Source organism: Salimicrobium album, assembly GCF_900107115.1.
Lineage (GTDB): Bacteria > Bacillota > Bacilli > Bacillales > Halobacillaceae > Salimicrobium > Salimicrobium album.
This window is the reverse complement of the sequence record NZ_FNOS01000003.1, coordinates 185999-203550: the sequence shown is the minus strand read 5'-3', so window position 1 is coordinate 203550 and position 17552 is coordinate 185999. Positions and strand designations below refer to the sequence as shown.

Sequence of the window (17552 nt, the reverse complement as noted above, 5' to 3'; positions counted from 1 at the left end):
AAAAACCCCTGAACCGGGTATGTATACGGCTCAGGGGTTTGTGCTGTCCAGGTATTAAAATCGGAATAAGTCTCCGGAGAGATACCGTTCTCCCGTGTCCGGGGAGATGACGACGATTACATCGTCGGGGCTCATTCTTTTGGCTACTTCCATCGCAGCCCAGCAGCTGGCGCCGCCGGAGGTGCCGAGAAGAATGCCTTCTTCCCGGGCCAGTCTTCGCGTCACTTCATAGGCGTCCTCATCCGTGACCTGAAGAATTTCATCGTAAATATCCCTGTTCAGAATATCGGGGATGAACCCGGGGCTGGTACCGACCAGTTTATGCTTGCCCGGTTTTCCTCCGGAGAGTACGGGTGATCCTGCAGGTTCTGCTACGTGGATGCTCAGTTCCGGAAAGAATTTTTTCAGCTCTTCTCCGGTTCCGGTAATCGTACCGCCGGTTCCTGCAGTCGATACAAAAGCGGACAGTGGTTTTCCCAGTGCTTCCATCGCTTCTTTGATTTCGACTGCCGTCGTGTGCCGGTGGGCATCCGGGTTGGCGAAGTTTTCAAACTGCATCGGCATAAAACTGTTTTCCATTTCTGCAGTCAGTTCTTTCGCTTTGGCGATAGCTCCGGGCATCTTTTCTTCCCCCGGAGTAAGGACGATTTCAGCGCCGTAAGCTTTGAGAAGGTTGATGCGTTCCTGAGTCATAGTATCAGGCATGACGAGAATCGCTCTGTATCCGCGGGCTGCTGCGTTCATCGCCAGGCCGATACCGGTGTTTCCGCTTGTCGGTTCGATAATGGTGGCCCCCGGCTGGAGATGACCGTCTTCTTCCGCCTGTCTTATCATTTCAAAGGCGGCCCGGTCTTTCACACTTCCGCTCGGGTTGAAACTTTCGAGTTTCAAATAGATGGTGGCGCCGTTTTCCGGAGCCGCACGATTCAGTTTGACAAGAGGCGTATCTCCAATCAGATCGGCGATGTTATTTACTACGTCCATATGCTCACATCCTTCATTCGGGATTAATTCTGAAATTCCAGATCGTTGTTGGTTACGACTTTCTGTGCAAGTTCGAAACTGTCTTTAGGTACCGCTATTTTAAAGGCGAGCTGGTCAGAATTCAAATTAAAACGTTCTGCTGCCAGCCGGAAATTGCTCTCCGTCTCCATTTGCGTAAGGGCTACGTAGATGTTCTCCTCCTCAGGGTTCACCTGCACCCAGTCCGGAAGATCATAGTTGTCAGCGACGAACTCCAGCACCTTATTGCTTGGAAGCGGAAGTTTTCCGAGAGAAATACCCTGCTGTTCCAAAATGAGGTCCCCGTTTTCCTGCACTACCGGCTCAAGTTCCACCGTTATGGGGATAACCTGGTCGAAAGCCCGGATATTTCCCCGGAGTTTCACGAATTTATCCAGGGAAATCGAATAATCGAAAATAGTGTTTGATGACATTTCATTTAAGTATTCATTCGTTAACTGTTCCAGATTTTCTTTGGTTGAGACGATCGTAAATTCGGCATCCGTGTTCGTCCGTTCTCTGTCGACATTGACAAGGGCGTAGTCCGTCGGGATGAAGATGAGAGCAAGCACCCAGAGGACAATGCCGAGATTAAGGAGAATGACTCCGAAAAAAGCACTGCGCCATTTATTTTCGAAAATAATGTGTTTCAATCTCTTCACTGCACACTCCACCTATACTGCTATTCTTCAATCTCTTCTCTAATATATTCTAACACGCGTTCGGCCATCCGTTTATACCCGGCTTCGTTCGGATGGAAATTGTCCTCCCACAATATATCTTCGTCAGCACCTTCGAATATGTCGCGGATAGGGATGAACCCTGTATTGTCGAATTCGGTAAGTACCTGTCTGCTTATTCTGTTCCAGTCGCTTATAATCTGATTCAGTTCGGGGATATCTTTGAAATATTTATCAAAGGGGTTATATACTCCGAGCAGGTAAATACTTGCCTCGGGGTTGAGTTCTCTTATTTTTTCGAGAATGCTGCGCAGGTTCTGCTCGTAATTTGCCTGCGCTTCGACGAACTGCTCGTAATCAAGAGAAGAAGTGACGTTATCTTTCACTACTTTTATCACATCGTTGGCGCCGATGGTTATAAGAATAAGGTCCGCTTCCCGGATGGATCCCTGCAAGTCCTCATTGTCCAGTCTTTCCAGAAGGTGATCGGTACGGTTTCCTCTTTTTCCGAAATTATCGACCTGGACGGTTTCTGCGGCTGTGTCACTGTTCTGGTTAATGGACTCCTCGAGAATACCTACATAACCTCCATTATCCGTCGTATCACCGACTCCCTGCGTCAGTGAATCTCCCAGTGCAGTAATGTGAAGGTCCTGTTGCACAAACAGGCTTCTTGCACTATCGAGGGCGTCAGAGAAAGACTCTCTTATATTTTCACTTATATCATCTTTTCCCTCTGCATTACGGTCTCCCGGATCGGAACCTGATGCATCATCTTGAGAAGGTTCACCGGTCCGGGGAGGGGAGGGAGCGTCCTGTTTATCTGAATCTGTCAGTGAGAACCACAGAAATCCGGCGAGGATCACTGTGAGTACCAGAATTCCGATTATCCACCATTTTTTTGTCATTACTATCCACCCGACATTTCATTTATTACATTTATTGATTTTATCGTTTCTGAACGGAAACTTCCGCTTTCTTTTTTAGTCCAGCTGCAACCCCCGGCTCCTTTGGTCATAAGCATTCCTCCCTAAAGGGTAGGGCACCTTTTCGGCAGTCCTGCTTATGCCTTTGGAGCCAGGCGGGGGTCTCCGCTTTCTGTTTTAGTCCAGCTGCAGTTTCCAGAAACTCGTGACCTAAGCAGTCCTCTCAGTTCCGGGGAAAAGCACCCGGAACGTGAGATTTCTGCTTACGCCAGTGTTTCTGAACGGAAACTTCCGCTTTCTTTTGTTATTATATCACTTTTCCGAGGGTGTATAATATACATACGAAATACGACAGGGAAATGGGGTGATGTGTGATGAAATCGATGAAGATTTCCGTTCGGGAGCTGGCGGAATATGCTTATAAACGGGGCAGTATCGATGAAAAATTCCGTTCTTCCAAAGCACTGAGTGAAGGGACGGCCATCCACCAGGCGGTACAGAAGGAATACAAAGAGACAGAGGAAAAAGAAGTATATCTCGACTTTCTGTATGAAATGGAAGAGATGACCCTTCACATTCACGGTCGTTGTGACGGGGTGTTGAGGAGTGAGGAGGGGCTTGTCATTGATGAAATCAAGTCCACTTCGCTGGAAGCGGAAGAACTCGAGGAAGATTTTTTCCCCGAACACTGGGGGCAGGCTTACGGCTATGCGTACATGTATTGTGAACGGGAACAGCTCGAGGGTATCAATGTTCAGCTTACTTACGTACAGAAAGCATCGAAAAAGAAAATCAGGTACTTGCGGTATCTTACTGTGGAACAGCTGGCGGAAGAAGTTCGTTTCATGGTGGAAGCATACACACCTTATGCCCTTACTCTTGTCCGTATGCGGGCACAGAAACATGAAACGCTTCCGAAACTCGGCTTCCCTTATCCTTCGTACCGTGAAGGTCAGCGGACGTTTGCCGGGAGCGTCTACCGCACCGCCAGGGAAGGAAGAACCCTGTTTGCCCAGGCACCGACAGGTATTGGGAAGACTATTTCTTCTCTGTTCCCCGGTGTGAAAGCGATGGAAGAAGGAGATTTTGAACAGCTTTATTATGCGACGGCCAAAACGACGACCCGCGAGACGGCCGAAGAGGCGATCCGTCTGATGCAGGAGGAGGGAGCGTCCCTTACTGCGGTGACACTGACGGCCAAGGACAAAATCTGCTTTCAGGAAGAAACGATATGTCAGCCCGAATACTGTTCTTTTGCGGATGGTTATTACGACCGTATCAATGACGCCCTGGTGGACATCCTTACGAATGAGTCGCTGCTGGACCGGAGCACGATTGAGACCTATGCCAGAAAGCACCACATCTGTCCGTTTGAATACTCTCTGGACCTTACGAACGCTGCCGATATCGTAATCGGCGACTATAACTACGTATACGACCCGAGGGTTGCTCTGAAGAGACTCTCCCGTGACAGGACGAAGAAAATGGGTCTGCTGGTGGATGAAGCCCACAATCTCGTGGAACGGGCGCGGGACATGTACTCCGCTTCCCTTTCCGCCTCTGACTTTGAAACGCTGCCCTCCCTGGTGGAATCTGAACGGGCAGGAAGTTTGGCTGCTTCCATAGCCTCCGACATCACTTCTCTCTTTCCGAAAAATCAGAAGGAAGTGTCCATCGACGAAATACCGGGAGTTATGGAGGAACGTATCGAAGCATTTGTGGAAGAAACGGAGTCATTCCTGCGTGATCTGCTGCCGGAGGAACAGAATGAGACGGTGATGAACGTCTACTTCGGAAGCCAGCATTTCCTGAATATGCTTGAACAGAAAGATGATAACTTCGTTTACATCGGTAAAGAAAAGGAAGAGTTGAAGCTTTACTGCCTCAACCCGCGTACAGTAGTTAAGAGAATTACCGATGCCTACCGTTTCTCTGTCTATTTTTCGGCCACACTATCTCCCTTTGCTTACTATAAAGAAATGCTCGGAGGGACGCCTGAAGACTATATTTTGAAGTTGCCTTCCCCCTTCAGCAGAGAACAGATCGACACGATATTCACCCCTTTGTCCACCCGGTTCAGGGACCGGGAGAGAACTGCCCGGGACGTGAGTGACAGTTTAAAAAAACAGACAGAAACCTGGCCGGGCAATCATCTGTTCTTTTTTCCTTCCTATTCATATCTGGAACTGATTCACTCCTATGCTAAAGAATGGGGGAAGGAAATAGTTGTTCAGGAACGGAATATGGACGAGGAAAGAAAGTCAGAGTTTCTGGCCCAGTTCACCGAAGAAAGTGAAATCATCGGCTTTGCCGTCCTTGGGGGTGTTTTCTCGGAGGGCGTCGATCTGAAAGGGGACAGGCTGCGCGGGGTTGCCGTGGTAGGGGTGGCCCTCCCGCCGAGAGATATAGAAAAAGAGCTGATTCATCGTTACTTCGAAAACCAGGACAGGAACGGCTACAACTATGCCTATGTCTATCCGGGTATGAACAAAGTTCTGCAGGCCGGAGGCAGACTGATCCGGTCCGAAGAAGATCACGGAGTGCTGCAGTTTATCGATGACCGTTTTATGACGCCGGTGTACAGGGGGCTCCTCCCGGAAGAATGGAAAAGTAAATGAGTTAACCTTCGAAAAACAAGGTTGACACAAAAAACTTTTTTTATTAAAGTTAACGTAACGAACGGGAGGGTTAACACATGCGTACATATGATATTACAATCGGTTCGATGTTCGTGGCTCTTATGGCCATCGGAGCAAACATCACTGCTATAGCACCATTTCTTTCGGTAATGGGAGTGCCGCTTACGCTTCAGACTTTTGTTGCTATATTAAGCGGACTGATTCTCGGGAAAAAACGCGGGGCATTCGCTATGTTCGTCTATACCGCGGTAGGTTTAATCGGCGTACCCGTATTTGCAGGTTTTAGCGGGGGGCTCGGGAGTTTCGTTTCGCCCACTTTCGGATTTGTATTATCTTTTATGGGGATCGCTTATGCAGCGGGAGCGGTCATTGAGAAGAGACAGGCCTTCAATCGGTATGTAAAGGCCTCTCTCGCCGGTCTTGCCGTAAATTATCTGATTGGGGTTACCTGGCTTTACGCAGCTTTATCCCTTTGGGCCGGAGAAGGTGCGGGTATCAGTTATACTGCTGCCTGGGCGAGTATGCTTCCGTTTCTTCTGAAAGATGGAGCGTTAGCTTTCGTAGCGGCTCTCACCGCGGTTCGTCTGGAAGGGTCATATCTCAGGAATACAAGATGGCGGCAACATCAAAAACAGGCATCCTCCACGTGAGGGTGCCTGTTTCAATTTTCAGAAGGATGGGTATCAGTATTATTATTCAGCGGTCGGGCGAACAGTCCGTTCCAGTAAAAAGTGACAAGGGTCTCTGCCGTTTCTTCTGTAGTGGGAAAAAGAGGAAGGTTGGCATGATCCCGGTAATTCCCCACCCGGAGCAGAGTCACGTACGTCTGGACGGCGAATTTTAAAGGCACTTCCGGAATCTCCCCTGAAGTTACAGCGTCCATAAAAGCTTTTTCAAGAGTGGTGTGGAGCATTTCTTCCGCATTTTTCGTAGCTTTTCTCTGTTTTTCGGACAGAGAGGACCTCGTCTCCCGCATAAGCCCCTCCATGTCTATGTGGAAGGTAGCCTTCAGGTGAGCATCCGCAATCCGCAGGAGTTTATTGTAGAGCGACGTTTCCTCTCTCAGTATCTTCTCCATCTGGAGACTTATCATCTCCATCGTATGTTCCATCGTTTTAGTGAAGAGGTCTGCTTTTGTGGCATAATAGTAATAGACAGTCGCTTTCGTCACACCGGAGTGTCCGGCTACGTCATCGATAGACACGCGCTGGTATCCGTACTCCATAAACAGAGTGGAAGCAGACTGGAGGATGGCTTCATAAGTGGGCTGTTTCTGTTCGGAAACCTTTGGTCTGCCCACAGATCTTTTTGGCCCCTCCGGCATAAGCCCTCCTCCTTTCCTGATGCGTAAACGTTTTTTCTGATTATACCATAGAAAAAATCACTAGATAATTAACTGACCAGTATATATAATTATAAATAACTAATAAAAAAGGAAGAGCAGGTGAGGGCATGAAAAACTTACTGAAAAATTGGGGGAAGACTATAGCAGGTTCGAAAACGAGGTGGGTGACTCTCCTCATTTGGATTGCTCTCGTAGCGGTCGTCTCTGTCGTGTGGCCCCAGGTGAATGACGAAACAACCGGGGGGAGTCAGCTTTTGCCGGAAGAGACGATGTCGGTGGAGGCTTCGAATATTGCAGACGAACAGTTTCCGAATGATGCGGGTGTACCTCTTCTGCTCGTATGGCACAGAGATGGCGGACTCGAACAGGAAGATCTGCAAAACATAAATACGTTATATCAGAATCTGGATGAGGATCCGCTTGAATACCAGTCCATGATTCCTCCTTTCGGAGAACTTCCGCCTCAGGCGCTGCTCGATTCCGCTTCCGGGGACGAAGAGGCTCTGACGACACCGGTGTTTTTCAGCGAGGAGGCCACCACGGACGATCTGCAGCCGGTCCTTTCCAGCTTGCAGGAACGGATTACGGAAATCACGGGAGAGAACTATTTCGATACGGACTTATCCGAGGACGGTATGCATATCAGATATACAGGCGCGGTAGGGATACAAATCGATTCCACGGAGCTTTTCAGTACGGCTGATATCACTCTGCTCATTTCTACCGTACTTCTCGTATTGTTCCTGCTTGTCCTTTTATACCGTTCTCCTATTCTGGCGGTCGTCCCGCTGATCGGTGTCGGTTTCGCCTACGGTATAATAAGTCCGCTTCTCGGATTTATGGCAGACCAGGGGTGGATCGTCGTCGACAGCCAGGCGGTCTCGATTATGACTGTACTTCTGTTCGGGGCCGGGACGGACTATTGTCTGTTCCTTATCACCCGTTACCGTGACGAACTTCTCATGGAACCGAATAAATATACCGCTCTTACGAAAGCGATCGCTCATTCCGGGGGAGCGATTATGATCAGTGCGCTGACGACAGCCGCAGGTCTGTTTACGCTCGTGGCGGCACAATATGCTTCCTACGACCGTTTCGCCGTCCCGTTCAGTGTGGCTATCATCGTTATGGCTGTAGCGGTTCTGACGCTTCTTCCCGCACTTCTGGCTCTTCTTGGAAGAACGGCTTTCTTTCCGTTCATTCCGCGGACAGAAGAAATGATTCAGAAACTGGAAAATAAAAAAGGGAAAAAAGTGAGACGACCGAAAACGAAAAGCCGATTCAGTGAATGGGTGGGTCGGATCACGGTGAGAAAACCGTGGACCATTATCACGGTGACGGTAGTAGTGCTCGGTATCCTTGCTTTGTTCGTCCCCCGTATCAACTATACGTACGGAGTGTTCGATTCTTTTCCCGATGATATGCCTTCCCGCGAAGGATTTGCGATTATAGGCGAACACTATCCGGAAGGTACGGTAGCACCGATGCAGGTGCTTATCCGATCGGACAGGGAAGTTTCTCTCCGGGAAGATATTGCAGCTCTCGACGAGGTGGAGTCCGTCGGGGAAGCGGAGAAAGGAGAAGAGAACGAAGAGTATGAACAATACAGCGTCACGCTCTCCATAGATCCCTATTCAAGGGAAGCCGTGGCTTTCGTTCCCGAGCTTAAGAACAGAGTGGAAGACCGGCTTCAGGAAGAAGGAGAGGAGGACCCGGAAGACCAGGTATGGATCAACGGGGAAACGGCCGGTCTGTATGATACGGAGAAAGTGACGAGTCGTGATCAGAACATCGTCATCCCGGTAATTCTGGTCATCATAGCCCTCATCCTCGTCACTTATCTCAGGTCCATTACGGCGATGGGATATCTGCTGTTGACTGTCGGTCTCTCCTATCTTTCCGCTCTCGGACTCGGATGGCTCATCATCCACTACGTCATGGGAGAGCCTGCAATGCAGGGACTCATTCCTCTGTACTCTTTCGTGTTCCTGGTGGCACTCGGAAATGACTATAATATATTTATGATTTCGAGTATATGGAAGAACAGGGAGCAGATGAAACTCGATGCTGCCATCAGCAACGGGGTAAGCAGTACGAGCGGGGTTATTACTTCCGCCGGCCTGATTCTGGCAGGAACGTTTGCGGTTCTTGCCGTACTGCCTCTGCAGGTCCTCGTCCAGTTCGGTACGGTGACCGCCATAGGCGTTCTGATCGACACGTTCGTCGTGCGCCCGTTCCTCGTACCTTCCATAACGAAAGTTCTTGGTAAGTACGCGTTCTGGCCCGCTATGAAAAAAGATCCGGAGGAATAGGAACGTCTATATAAAAGCGCAATAAAAAAGCTGTCCCCCACTACTTTTACGGAGTAGCGGGCGGGCAGCTTTTTTTAGTCTTCCGAAATAAATTTGCTGTGCTTGAAGGCGATAACGAGAAAGATAGCAAAAGCTATTAGCAGAATAGTTCCGCCTACAATAAAAAAGACGGTGCTGAATGTTTCAAGGCCGGGGAACGGCTTCGCGTAGTAAAGCCACATTCCGACAGTCAGTCCGAAAACCCCGATGAACGACCCCCATACGTGAGCGATAGCGAGTTTGGAATCTTTTGGTATCGGAAACACTTTGTAAAAAATGCCGAAAGCGAAAAGGGACAGCCACCCGACGACAAGAATGTGAGCGTGGATAGCGGAAAGTTCCAGGCCGCCGCCTCCGGCCATATGAGAGCCTATAAATGCCCCGATAAACGCATAAACGGCTGAAGTTTTTATGAGAAAACGCGTACGATCCATAAACTTCACTCCTTTCTACATGCCTATTATACATGTTGGCTCCGGGGTGAGGGTATGAAAAAAGGATTTGTCGAAAATTTATCATTAAGTTGGCAATCTTCCGCTCGTTCGATAGGATAAAGGGAGGAGGGATGAAAATGACACAAAGAATGGAAACATTTTGTGAAAGTATGAAAAAAGAGAACATGGACGCGGCATTCGTAAGTTCGAAGGAGAACTTCTTTTACCTGACCGGTTTCCTGACCGACCCGCACGAACGACTTCTTGGTCTGCTCGTTTTCCCGGATGAGAAAGTGGTGGCTGTTTTGCCGGCAATGGAGAAAGGGCAGCTGAAAGAAACCGGATTCAAAGGAGATATCATCGCCTATCAGGACCATGAAAATCCGTGGGAGGCGCTTGCGGATTATAACGAATCTGTACATACTCTCGGGATAGAAGAAGAGCATCTTTCTTACGGAAGAGCCGGGCAGCTGATCGAAGCTTTCGCCACTCCCGAAATCAGGGACGTCACGGGACTGCTCGACCGACAGCGGCTCCTCAAGGACGAGAAGGAAATCAGTATTATGAGAAAGGCGGCCTCTCTTGCCGATGAGGGAGTGGAAGCAGGCATAGCGGCTCTCGAAGAAGGAGTTTCGGAGATGGAAGTCCTTGCCCGGATCGAGTTCGAAATGAAGAAACGGGGGGTACGGGAGATGTCCTTCTCCACGATGGTTCTGTTCGGCGAGAAGGCCGGGCACCCGCATGGAAATCCGGGAGACCGGACTTTGAAAAGGGGCGATCTTGTACTGTTCGACCTCGGAGTCGTGTGGGAAGGATACACTTCAGACATAACGAGAACGGTAGCCTTTGGAGAAGTAGATGAAAAACAGCGCGAAATATATGAAACGGTGAAGCGGGCGGAACAGGCATCTCTTGATATAAGTAAGCCTGGCACCAGGATCGGAGACCTTGACCAGGTGGCAAGAAATGTCATTGAAGAAGCAGGATACGGGGATTACTTCCCGCACCGTATCGGTCACGGTCTTGGCATTAATGTCCATGAGTTCCCTTCCATGAGTCATCTGAATGAAGATGTGCTGAAGCCGGGGATGACGTATACGATCGAGCCCGGTATCTACGATCCTGAAACCGGAGGTGTACGGATCGAGGATGATGTGCTTGTTACGGAGGGAGGATATGAAATTTTAACGAAAACTCCTAAAGACCTGCGGATTATTTGAACAGGTAAGAAACCTGGCCCGGAACAGAATGAATATCAGAAATAGCAGACACTGCAGTGACCGCATACTATCGTGAGGTCGTTGCGGTGTCTGTTTATTTCTGCGCTGCTTTTCCACTCAGGAACGCGCAGATCGACGGGGTTGCGGGACAGAAAGGAAATAAATACGCCTCCGGACCTAGGGGAAGATATGTCTCCGGCTCATTACGGGAAGTACCGGAGTGCCGTAATATTAGTGTTGAAGGAGGAGATGGTATGAAACAGTTCTTATTGTTCATCGGAGCTCTGGCGGCTCTGGCGATTATTCTGGCAAGTCTCGGACCATTGATTATGCTTGCTGTCGGGATCTGGCTGCTATATCTCGTTTATAGACAGTTTACCAGGACGGATTCTGCCGGCGGGAAAATAGGATGGCTGATCGTCGGACTGCTGGTTCTTGCTTTTATTACGCCTCACCTTCCGGCATTGATCGGGGTTGCCGCTGCTTACGGGCTGTACCTTGTCTATAGAAGCTGGAAGAAAGAAGAACCGGAACCTGAGGACGATCCGTTCACTAATTTCGAGAAACAGTGGAAACAATTACAATAAGGAGGGATACCCATGACGAACCTATTCACGAGAATGAAAGACACTTTTATGGCGGATATTCACGACGCTCTGGATAAAAAAGAAGAAAAAAATCCTATGGCCCTGCTGAACCAGTACTTGAGAGAAAGCGAACAGGAAACGGAAAATGTGCAGAAGCTGATTGAACGTCAGTACAAACTGAAACAGGAGTTCGAAAATGAGTACGAGCAGGCGAAGAACATGGCTGAAAAACGGGAACGGCAGGCTGTCGTAGCGGGAAATGCCGGAGAAGAAGAAATGAAAGAATTCGCTCTTGCGGAACAGGAAGCCTATACCAATCGGGCGGAACGTTTGCTACAATCGAAGCAGGAAACGGATCAGCAGTTGCAGGAACTTGAACACAAATATGAAGAAATGAAACATAAACTGAAGGATATGCACGTAAAGCGTATGGAGCTGATGGGACGCGAGAATATAGCGAGAGCCCATCACCGTATGGACCGTGTTTCAAAAGAAGCGTCCGAACAGCCGTACAGCCGTTTTACAGAACTGGATCGCCACATGGAAAGGCTGGAGGAGCAGATTCAGCGTTCTTACCGGAAATCGACATTCGACAGTAAGATCCGGCAGCTGGAAAAAAATCAGTGAACCAATATCTCTCCTGTATCGTCCGATACGGGAGAGTATTGTGTAGGGGGGAGGATTATTATGTTTGAGAAAGTGGGAACGAAAACGATTAATAAACTTCTGCTCATTGCTGCGGTACTTCTTATAGCCGAAATCATTCTTTTTGATGGAGGAATTCTCTTTTCCCTGCTGTTCAGCGGTATCCTCGTGTATGTCGGGCACCGTTCCTATGACAGAGCATTCGGGAAGGTAGTGTTCTGGATCGGGCTCGTATCTCTCGTTATGACTATTTTAAGTATGGCCGTCGTCCGCTTCCTCCTTTTTATACTCCTCGTCCTTTTCCTCTATAATTACTTCCAGGCAGGTCGACATCCTGCCCGGCCCGTTTTCTCTCGAGAACCCCCTTCCCCGAAGAAGGAACCGGTAATCAGCCAGAAAATGTGGGGAGATCAGACGACTCCCGAAGCTTACGCCTGGAACGATATCAACGTGCACGGCGGCATCGGTGACAGAACGATAGACCTGAGCCACACCGTACTTCCGGAAAAAGCGGTCATTTCCGTCAGGCATTTGGCGGGTACACTTACAATTTACGTACCGTATGAAACGGAAGTGCTCGTTCATCACAGCGCTCTCATAGGGCGCGCGACTATTTTCGATTACCGGAGTACGCATCTGTGGAACGGAACGGTTCATTATCAGACAGAAGACTACGGATGGAAAGAGCCTGGCGTGCGGATTGTCACTTCAGTTCTGTCGGGAGACCTTGAGGTGAAGCGCATATGAAAAAACACCTTATATTCTACGTGCTGCTGTTTATTTCTTTTTCCGTTCTGCTGACAGGCATTACCTTCCTCACTTTTCCTCCGGAGAACTGGTCGCTGCTGTACAGGAAAGAGGTACTGGATATGCCTTTCCTTCTCGTCCCTGTACTGGCTGGCCTCACCTTTGGTATCGGCACCGGGCTGGCTCAGGGTGTTCAGGAAAAACAGAAGAAGAAACATCTCTACCGGCAGCTCGACTGCCTGGTGCAGGGCATTCCGATGGATGCTAAGGAGACAGGGGAAGGAGTGCGCGCCCGTCTGGAAGCGATCGAAAGAAAAATGAGCCGGCAGACGGAACTTTCCCGAAAACAGGCATCCGAACGGGCGGACGAAAGGGAAAGAAGTATTCAGGAAGTGGTCACTCAGGAAAGGAGCCGGCTGGCCCGGGAACTGCACGATTCGGTCAGCCAGCAGCTGTTCGCGGCTTCGATGATGATGTCTGCAATCAGTGAGCAGGAAGAAAACAGCAAGCTCCGTATGGTGGAACAAATGATCCACCAGTCCCAACTTGAGATGAGGGCTCTTCTCCTTCATCTGCGGCCTGTCCCGTTAAAAGGAAAAACGCTGAAGGAAGGAACAAAAGACCTTCTTGAGGAACTGACACAGAAAGTCCCTCTTCAGGTGGATAAACAGCTGGAGGAAGTGTCTCTTGAAAAAGGAGAGGAAGATCAGCTGTTCCGTATTCTTCAGGAAGCTGTTTCGAATACGTTGCGTCATGCCGAGGCTGACCATCTTACAGTGCAGCTGCTGCAGAGAGATGACTTCGTTCTGCTCAGGGTTCTGGATGACGGGAAAGGCTTTGATACGGAAAGTGCAGGCACGAATTCCTATGGCCTGGTCAACATGAACGAGCGGGCTCTTGAAGTAGGGGGAGTGTTGAAAATAGTAAGCGTAAAAGATGACGGTACAAGGGTGGAAGTGAAATTACCACGGAAGGGAAGGGAGGAAAAAGTATGATCCGGGTCCTGTTCGTAGATGATCACGAAATGGTCAGAATCGGGGTGTCCGCCTATCTGTCCGCTCAGCCGGATATAGAAGTCGTTGCTGAAGCGGCAAATGGAAAAGAGGGAGTGGAGAAAGCGTTCGAGTACAGACCGGATATTATTCTTATGGATCTCGTCATGGAAGGGATGGACGGCATCGAAGCTACCGGTAAAATCAATTCGGAGTGGCCGGAGGCGAAGATCATTATCGTTACAAGTTTTATCGATGATGAGAAAGTGTACCCTGCGCTTGAGGCGGGAGCAGTGAGTTATCTGTTGAAAACGTCAACGGCCGATGAGATTGCCGGAGCGATAAGAGCTACATACGGAGGGCAGTCGATACTCGAACCGGAAGTCACCGGAAAACTGATGGGCAAAAGAAGGGGAGAACCGCTGCATGAACAGCTGACGAAACGGGAAAAAGAAGTGTTGCTGCTCATGGCGGAAGGCAAAACGAATCAGGAAATTGCAGACCTCCTTTTTATTGCACCAAAAACGGTCAAAGTACACGTCAGCAACGTTCTAGGGAAACTGGAGGTCCAGGATCGTACCCAGGCTGTCGTTTACGCTTTCAGGCATCATTTAATTAAGTGAGCGGATTTTGATATACTTGGAAAGGCATACAATTCTAATGGGAGTGATGGTCATGCAATGGACAAATCAGTTAGCCGGTCAGTTGAACTGGTCCGGAGATATTTCGAACAGAGAAGAGAAACAGCGGGTAGCGGATCAGGTAGCGGGAAAAGTGAAAGATAAGGATGTCATAGGCATCGGTTCCGGCTCCACTGCCTTCCTGGCGCTGCAGGCTATTGCGGAACGCGTGAACGAAGAAGGGCTTGATGTGAAAGGCATACCCACTTCCAAAGAAGCGGAAATAAACTGTGCAGTCTTAGGACTTGCAACTACGACGCTTATAGATTCCCGTCCCGACTGGGGATTTGACGGGGCGGACGAAGTGGACGGCGACCGTCGACTGATCAAAGGGCGCGGAGGAGCTATGCTCCGGGAGAAACTCGTGATGGCCAGCGCGGAAAAGACGTACATTCTTGCAGATAAAAGCAAGATGGTAGAGAGACTCGGAGAGAAGTTCGCTGTGCCGATTGAAGTGGATGCGAGAGCTATTCATCTGGTGGAAACAGGACTCGGAAATTTATCTTCGGTGAAGCGTGTCGAGATGCGGATGGCTGAGAAAAAAGACGGCCCTGTCATTACAGAAGGAGGCAATATCATTCTGGATGTAACCTTTGAAGATATCCCCGCTGACGCGGAAAGTACTCTTAAAGCAATGCCTGGTGTTGTGGAAACAGGACTGTTCATCGGCTATCCGGTAGAAATTCTTACCGTATAAATTCTCTCCCCCTCTTTACAGTTGTGTTACAATATATCTGGCGATGTAATATTTCAGGATATTGAGGGGAAAAATGAGACGACTAATACTGGGGTTTTTCATATTGATGAGCGGCTGTTCGTTTATGGCTAATGCCGGTGAAGAAAAAGAAAAGGAACCGGTAAAAAAAGAGAATTATGAGAAGTATGAAGCTGATATAGAAACGAAAGTTGAGAAATTCGACAAACTTTCCATTGTGATGCACTACCCGGAAACGCCGAATGACCAGATTGACCAGACGGTACTGGACTACGTGAATGAACAGCGTTCCGACTTCAAAAAAGACAGTTATGAACGCGTAAAGAAAAAAGGGATCTCTGCTGTGCAGGAACTCCACGTCGACTATGACATCGTTTATGAAGACAGCGCTACATATGTAGTTAAGTTCAACGAGACCGTAACGTGGGGAGAGAAGCGTAAGGCTTTTGATGAAACGGTGCTTCATTTTGAGAAATCGAACGGCAAGAAACTTTTGCTTACCCATTTTCTTCGGAGTGAGAATGATTATGAAGAAATCCGGGACCATCTGGAACGCACCTTTGAACGCAAACTATCGGAGAAGGAACTTAACAGCTTTACGTATGAAGGGGACGCTTTCACTTTCTTCGCGGGGAATCAGTCCGTACGGGTGAATAAACAGGAGCACCCGGAATGGTTCAAAGAAAAGTTCATGAAGAAGCGTTCGGATATGACGGAGAGACCGGGGATTTTTCATACGGAGAAAGAGATCACTGAAATTCCTGTTACCGAAAAAATGTTAGAAGAGTATCCTGTAGCAGTGATGGGAGGCCCCCATCCGAAGAGGACAGAAGAGATCCTCCGGGCGCTGGAGAAGAACGACCGGAAAGCTGTGTTCTTTTTGATCGGCAAACGTGTCGAACGATATCCGGCCGCGGTGGAAGCTATAAAAGAACAGGGGCACGCTGTGGTCGCTCATACATGGAACCAGAGGCTCCCGGGACGTCTCTCGGATAAGAAAGAAAGCGAATACCGGGAACGTTCCGTGAACCTGCTCAGCTCCATTACAGGTCAGCAGGAGGTGCTGGTTTCCGGGGACAGGGTGAGCCCGGAAAAAGCACTCATCAATCGCCCTAACTGGGCCGGGAAGTCCGAGGCGTGGGTGACGGAGCAGCTCGTGAATTCCGCCCGTTCGAACGGGCAGCTTGTCATGAGCGGATTGAATGAAAAAACTCCTGCGTTATTACGGGAAGTACTTCCTGAGCTGAAAGACTCCAGGAGCAGGGAAAAGGAAACAGGCAGGGAAAAGTCCGGAGCAGAACGACTGGCCGGAATGTAATCTTCTAAGGAACAGCACAGAGACCTCAGGCGGCTGCGGCCGGTGGAGGTAATGTGCTGTTTTTTTATTGTCTCCCGGCCTGGCTCTTTTTTGATAACGGATCTTCTGCAGCCGTTAAACACGTAAGTGATATCTGATGAACTCTCCCCACTTATCGAATTCGACAAGGAAGCCGTCGTGACCGAATTCGGTATCGATATGGAAATGCACAGCGTGTGGAGTGAGGAGTGAAAATTCTTCCATGGATTCCTTCGGATATATGAGATCTTTCTCGAAACTCATCGTATAAATATCTGCTCTGTACTGTTGCACCGTATCTTCCATGGCTCCTCTGTTTCTTGTAATATCATGATGGTTCATCGCCTCAAGAAGGTAAAGGTAGCTGTTGGCATCGAACCGTTTTTTAATCTTCTTCCCCTGATGATCCAGATAGGACTGGATATGATAACTTTCTTCGTTCTGCCGGCGGTTGAAGCGCTGGTGAAACAGAGATCTGCTTCTGTAAGTGACCATCCCCGTCATTCTCGCAATTTCAAAACCGTCGAGGTTCTCATTCGATTGATAATTACCATTGTCCCACCGCGGGTCACGTTTTATCGCTTCCGCCCCTATATGGTTGAATGCTATTCCATAATCGCTGAGGGCCGGGGTGGAAGCGAGAATAAACAGCTTATCCATCGCATCCGGGTACATAAGCCCCCACTCATACACCTGCATACCACCGAGTGACCCGCCGAGTACGGCATGTATGTGCGTGAAGCCGAGAACTTCCAGAGCCCTTTTCTGAGCCCGTACTACATCTCTGATTGTTATGGAAGGGAAGTCGAGGCGATAGACCTCTCCATTTTCGGGATTTACGCTCGCAGGCCCCGTAGAACCGTGACAGCCACCAAGCACGTTGAAGGTGACAGTCTGAAACTCTTCTTCCGGGACTATCCCTTCTTTTCCGAATAGACCTCTCCACCATCCGGGCTCTTCTTCCGTACCCACGGTGTACTGATTGCCTGTGAGAGCGTGACATATAAGGAGCAGGGGCGCATTCTGGTTGCCGGATTGCTCATAGGCAAGGGTAACTTCCGGCAGCCGTTCACCTGATTCGCAAATGAACTCCCCGATCGACACTTCTTTATAAACGGTTTCACATGTTCGGATATGATTGACGGACATCTATCTTCCCTCCAGTGGAATTGTATAGGTAATGCGGCCGGGGAGACCGGGCACAGAAAAAGCCCCCTTCTGATAAGTTAAGAAGAGGGCTGATTTATATATTG

Annotated in this window: 17 protein-coding genes; 11 read left to right on the top strand and 6 right to left on the bottom strand. The window is 49.1% G+C overall.

Annotated features, from left to right (window positions below):
• Positions 1–54: 54 nt before the first annotated feature.
• Genes cysK through BLU03_RS07075 form a run of 3 tightly spaced genes read right to left on the bottom strand, consistent with a single transcriptional unit; the run spans position 55 to position 2590 of the window.
• Positions 55–984 carry a cysteine synthase A gene (gene cysK / locus BLU03_RS07085; RefSeq protein ID WP_093106715.1) on the bottom strand — a complete coding sequence of 310 codons (930 nt, stop codon included), beginning with the start codon at positions 982–984 and terminating at the stop codon, positions 55–57.
• A 23-nt stretch (positions 985–1007) separates the two neighbouring features.
• Entirely contained in the window at positions 1008–1664 is a 657-nt protein-coding gene (locus BLU03_RS07080) for a YpmS family protein (protein WP_093106713.1), read from the bottom strand.
• A 20-nt stretch (positions 1665–1684) separates the two neighbouring features.
• Positions 1685–2590, bottom strand: a complete 906-nt coding sequence (locus tag BLU03_RS07075) for an SGNH/GDSL hydrolase family protein (protein ID WP_093106710.1) — start codon at positions 2588–2590, stop codon at positions 1685–1687.
• A gap of 392 nt (positions 2591–2982) precedes the next feature.
• Here BLU03_RS07075 and BLU03_RS07070 point away from each other — a divergent pair, with 392 nt between their 5' ends.
• Positions 2983–5226, top strand: a complete 2244-nt coding sequence (locus BLU03_RS07070) for an ATP-dependent DNA helicase (protein ID WP_093106707.1) — start codon at positions 2983–2985, stop codon at positions 5224–5226.
• A 77-nt stretch (positions 5227–5303) separates the two neighbouring features.
• A complete protein-coding gene (locus BLU03_RS07065) occupies positions 5304–5897 on the top strand; it encodes a biotin transporter BioY (protein WP_076571520.1) in 594 nt (197 codons plus the stop codon).
• Positions 5898–5908: 11 nt separating this feature from the next.
• On the opposite strand, the gene BLU03_RS07060 is transcribed toward BLU03_RS07065, so the two are convergent.
• The gene (locus BLU03_RS07060) at positions 5909–6571 is read right to left on the bottom strand and encodes a TetR/AcrR family transcriptional regulator (protein WP_008589337.1); all 663 of its coding nucleotides are present in this window, start codon (positions 6569–6571) and stop codon (positions 5909–5911) included.
• A gap of 128 nt (positions 6572–6699) precedes the next feature.
• Here BLU03_RS07060 and BLU03_RS07055 point away from each other — a divergent pair, with 128 nt between their 5' ends.
• The gene (locus tag BLU03_RS07055) at positions 6700–8904 is read left to right on the top strand and encodes an MMPL family transporter (RefSeq protein ID WP_093106704.1); all 2205 of its coding nucleotides are present in this window, start codon (positions 6700–6702) and stop codon (positions 8902–8904) included.
• A gap of 74 nt (positions 8905–8978) precedes the next feature.
• On the opposite strand, the gene BLU03_RS07050 is transcribed toward BLU03_RS07055, so the two are convergent.
• The gene (locus tag BLU03_RS07050; RefSeq protein ID WP_008589341.1) at positions 8979–9377 is read right to left on the bottom strand and encodes a hypothetical protein; all 399 of its coding nucleotides are present in this window, start codon (positions 9375–9377) and stop codon (positions 8979–8981) included.
• Between the two features lie 137 nt (positions 9378–9514).
• Between BLU03_RS07050 and BLU03_RS07045 the strand changes: the two genes are divergently transcribed.
• The 8 genes from BLU03_RS07045 to BLU03_RS07010 all read left to right on the top strand — a co-directional run bounded on the left by BLU03_RS07045 (position 9515) and on the right by BLU03_RS07010 (position 16281).
• Positions 9515–10597: a M24 family metallopeptidase gene (locus BLU03_RS07045; RefSeq protein WP_008589342.1), complete on the top strand. Its 1083-nt coding sequence runs from the start codon at positions 9515–9517 to the stop codon at positions 10595–10597.
• A 254-nt stretch (positions 10598–10851) separates the two neighbouring features.
• The gene (locus BLU03_RS07040) at positions 10852–11184 is read left to right on the top strand and encodes a lmo0954 family membrane protein (protein WP_008589343.1); all 333 of its coding nucleotides are present in this window, start codon (positions 10852–10854) and stop codon (positions 11182–11184) included.
• A gap of 12 nt (positions 11185–11196) precedes the next feature.
• Positions 11197–11811, top strand: a complete 615-nt coding sequence (locus BLU03_RS07035) for a PspA/IM30 family protein (RefSeq protein WP_008589344.1) — start codon at positions 11197–11199, stop codon at positions 11809–11811.
• A 60-nt stretch (positions 11812–11871) separates the two neighbouring features.
• The gene (gene liaF / locus BLU03_RS07030) at positions 11872–12576 is read left to right on the top strand and encodes a cell wall-active antibiotics response protein LiaF (protein WP_076571524.1); all 705 of its coding nucleotides are present in this window, start codon (positions 11872–11874) and stop codon (positions 12574–12576) included.
• Positions 12573–13571, top strand: a complete 999-nt coding sequence (locus BLU03_RS07025) for a sensor histidine kinase (RefSeq protein WP_093106701.1) — start codon at positions 12573–12575, stop codon at positions 13569–13571. The genes liaF and BLU03_RS07025 overlap by 4 nt, the downstream gene beginning before the upstream one ends.
• Positions 13568–14191 (top strand): response regulator, encoded by a 624-nt coding sequence (locus BLU03_RS07020; RefSeq protein ID WP_093106698.1) that lies wholly within the window; start codon positions 13568–13570, stop codon positions 14189–14191. The genes BLU03_RS07025 and BLU03_RS07020 overlap by 4 nt, the downstream gene beginning before the upstream one ends.
• 52 nt (positions 14192–14243) lie before the next feature.
• Positions 14244–14945, top strand: a complete 702-nt coding sequence (gene rpiA, locus BLU03_RS07015; protein ID WP_093106695.1) for a ribose 5-phosphate isomerase A — start codon at positions 14244–14246, stop codon at positions 14943–14945.
• 73 nt (positions 14946–15018) lie between these two features.
• A complete protein-coding gene (locus tag BLU03_RS07010) occupies positions 15019–16281 on the top strand; it encodes a polysaccharide deacetylase family protein (RefSeq protein WP_093106693.1) in 1263 nt (420 codons plus the stop codon).
• Positions 16282–16395: 114 nt separating this feature from the next.
• On the opposite strand, the gene metX is transcribed toward BLU03_RS07010, so the two are convergent.
• Positions 16396–17448 carry a homoserine O-acetyltransferase MetX gene (gene metX, locus BLU03_RS07005; protein ID WP_076571532.1) on the bottom strand — a complete coding sequence of 351 codons (1053 nt, stop codon included), beginning with the start codon at positions 17446–17448 and terminating at the stop codon, positions 16396–16398.
• Positions 17449–17552 lie beyond the last annotated feature (104 nt).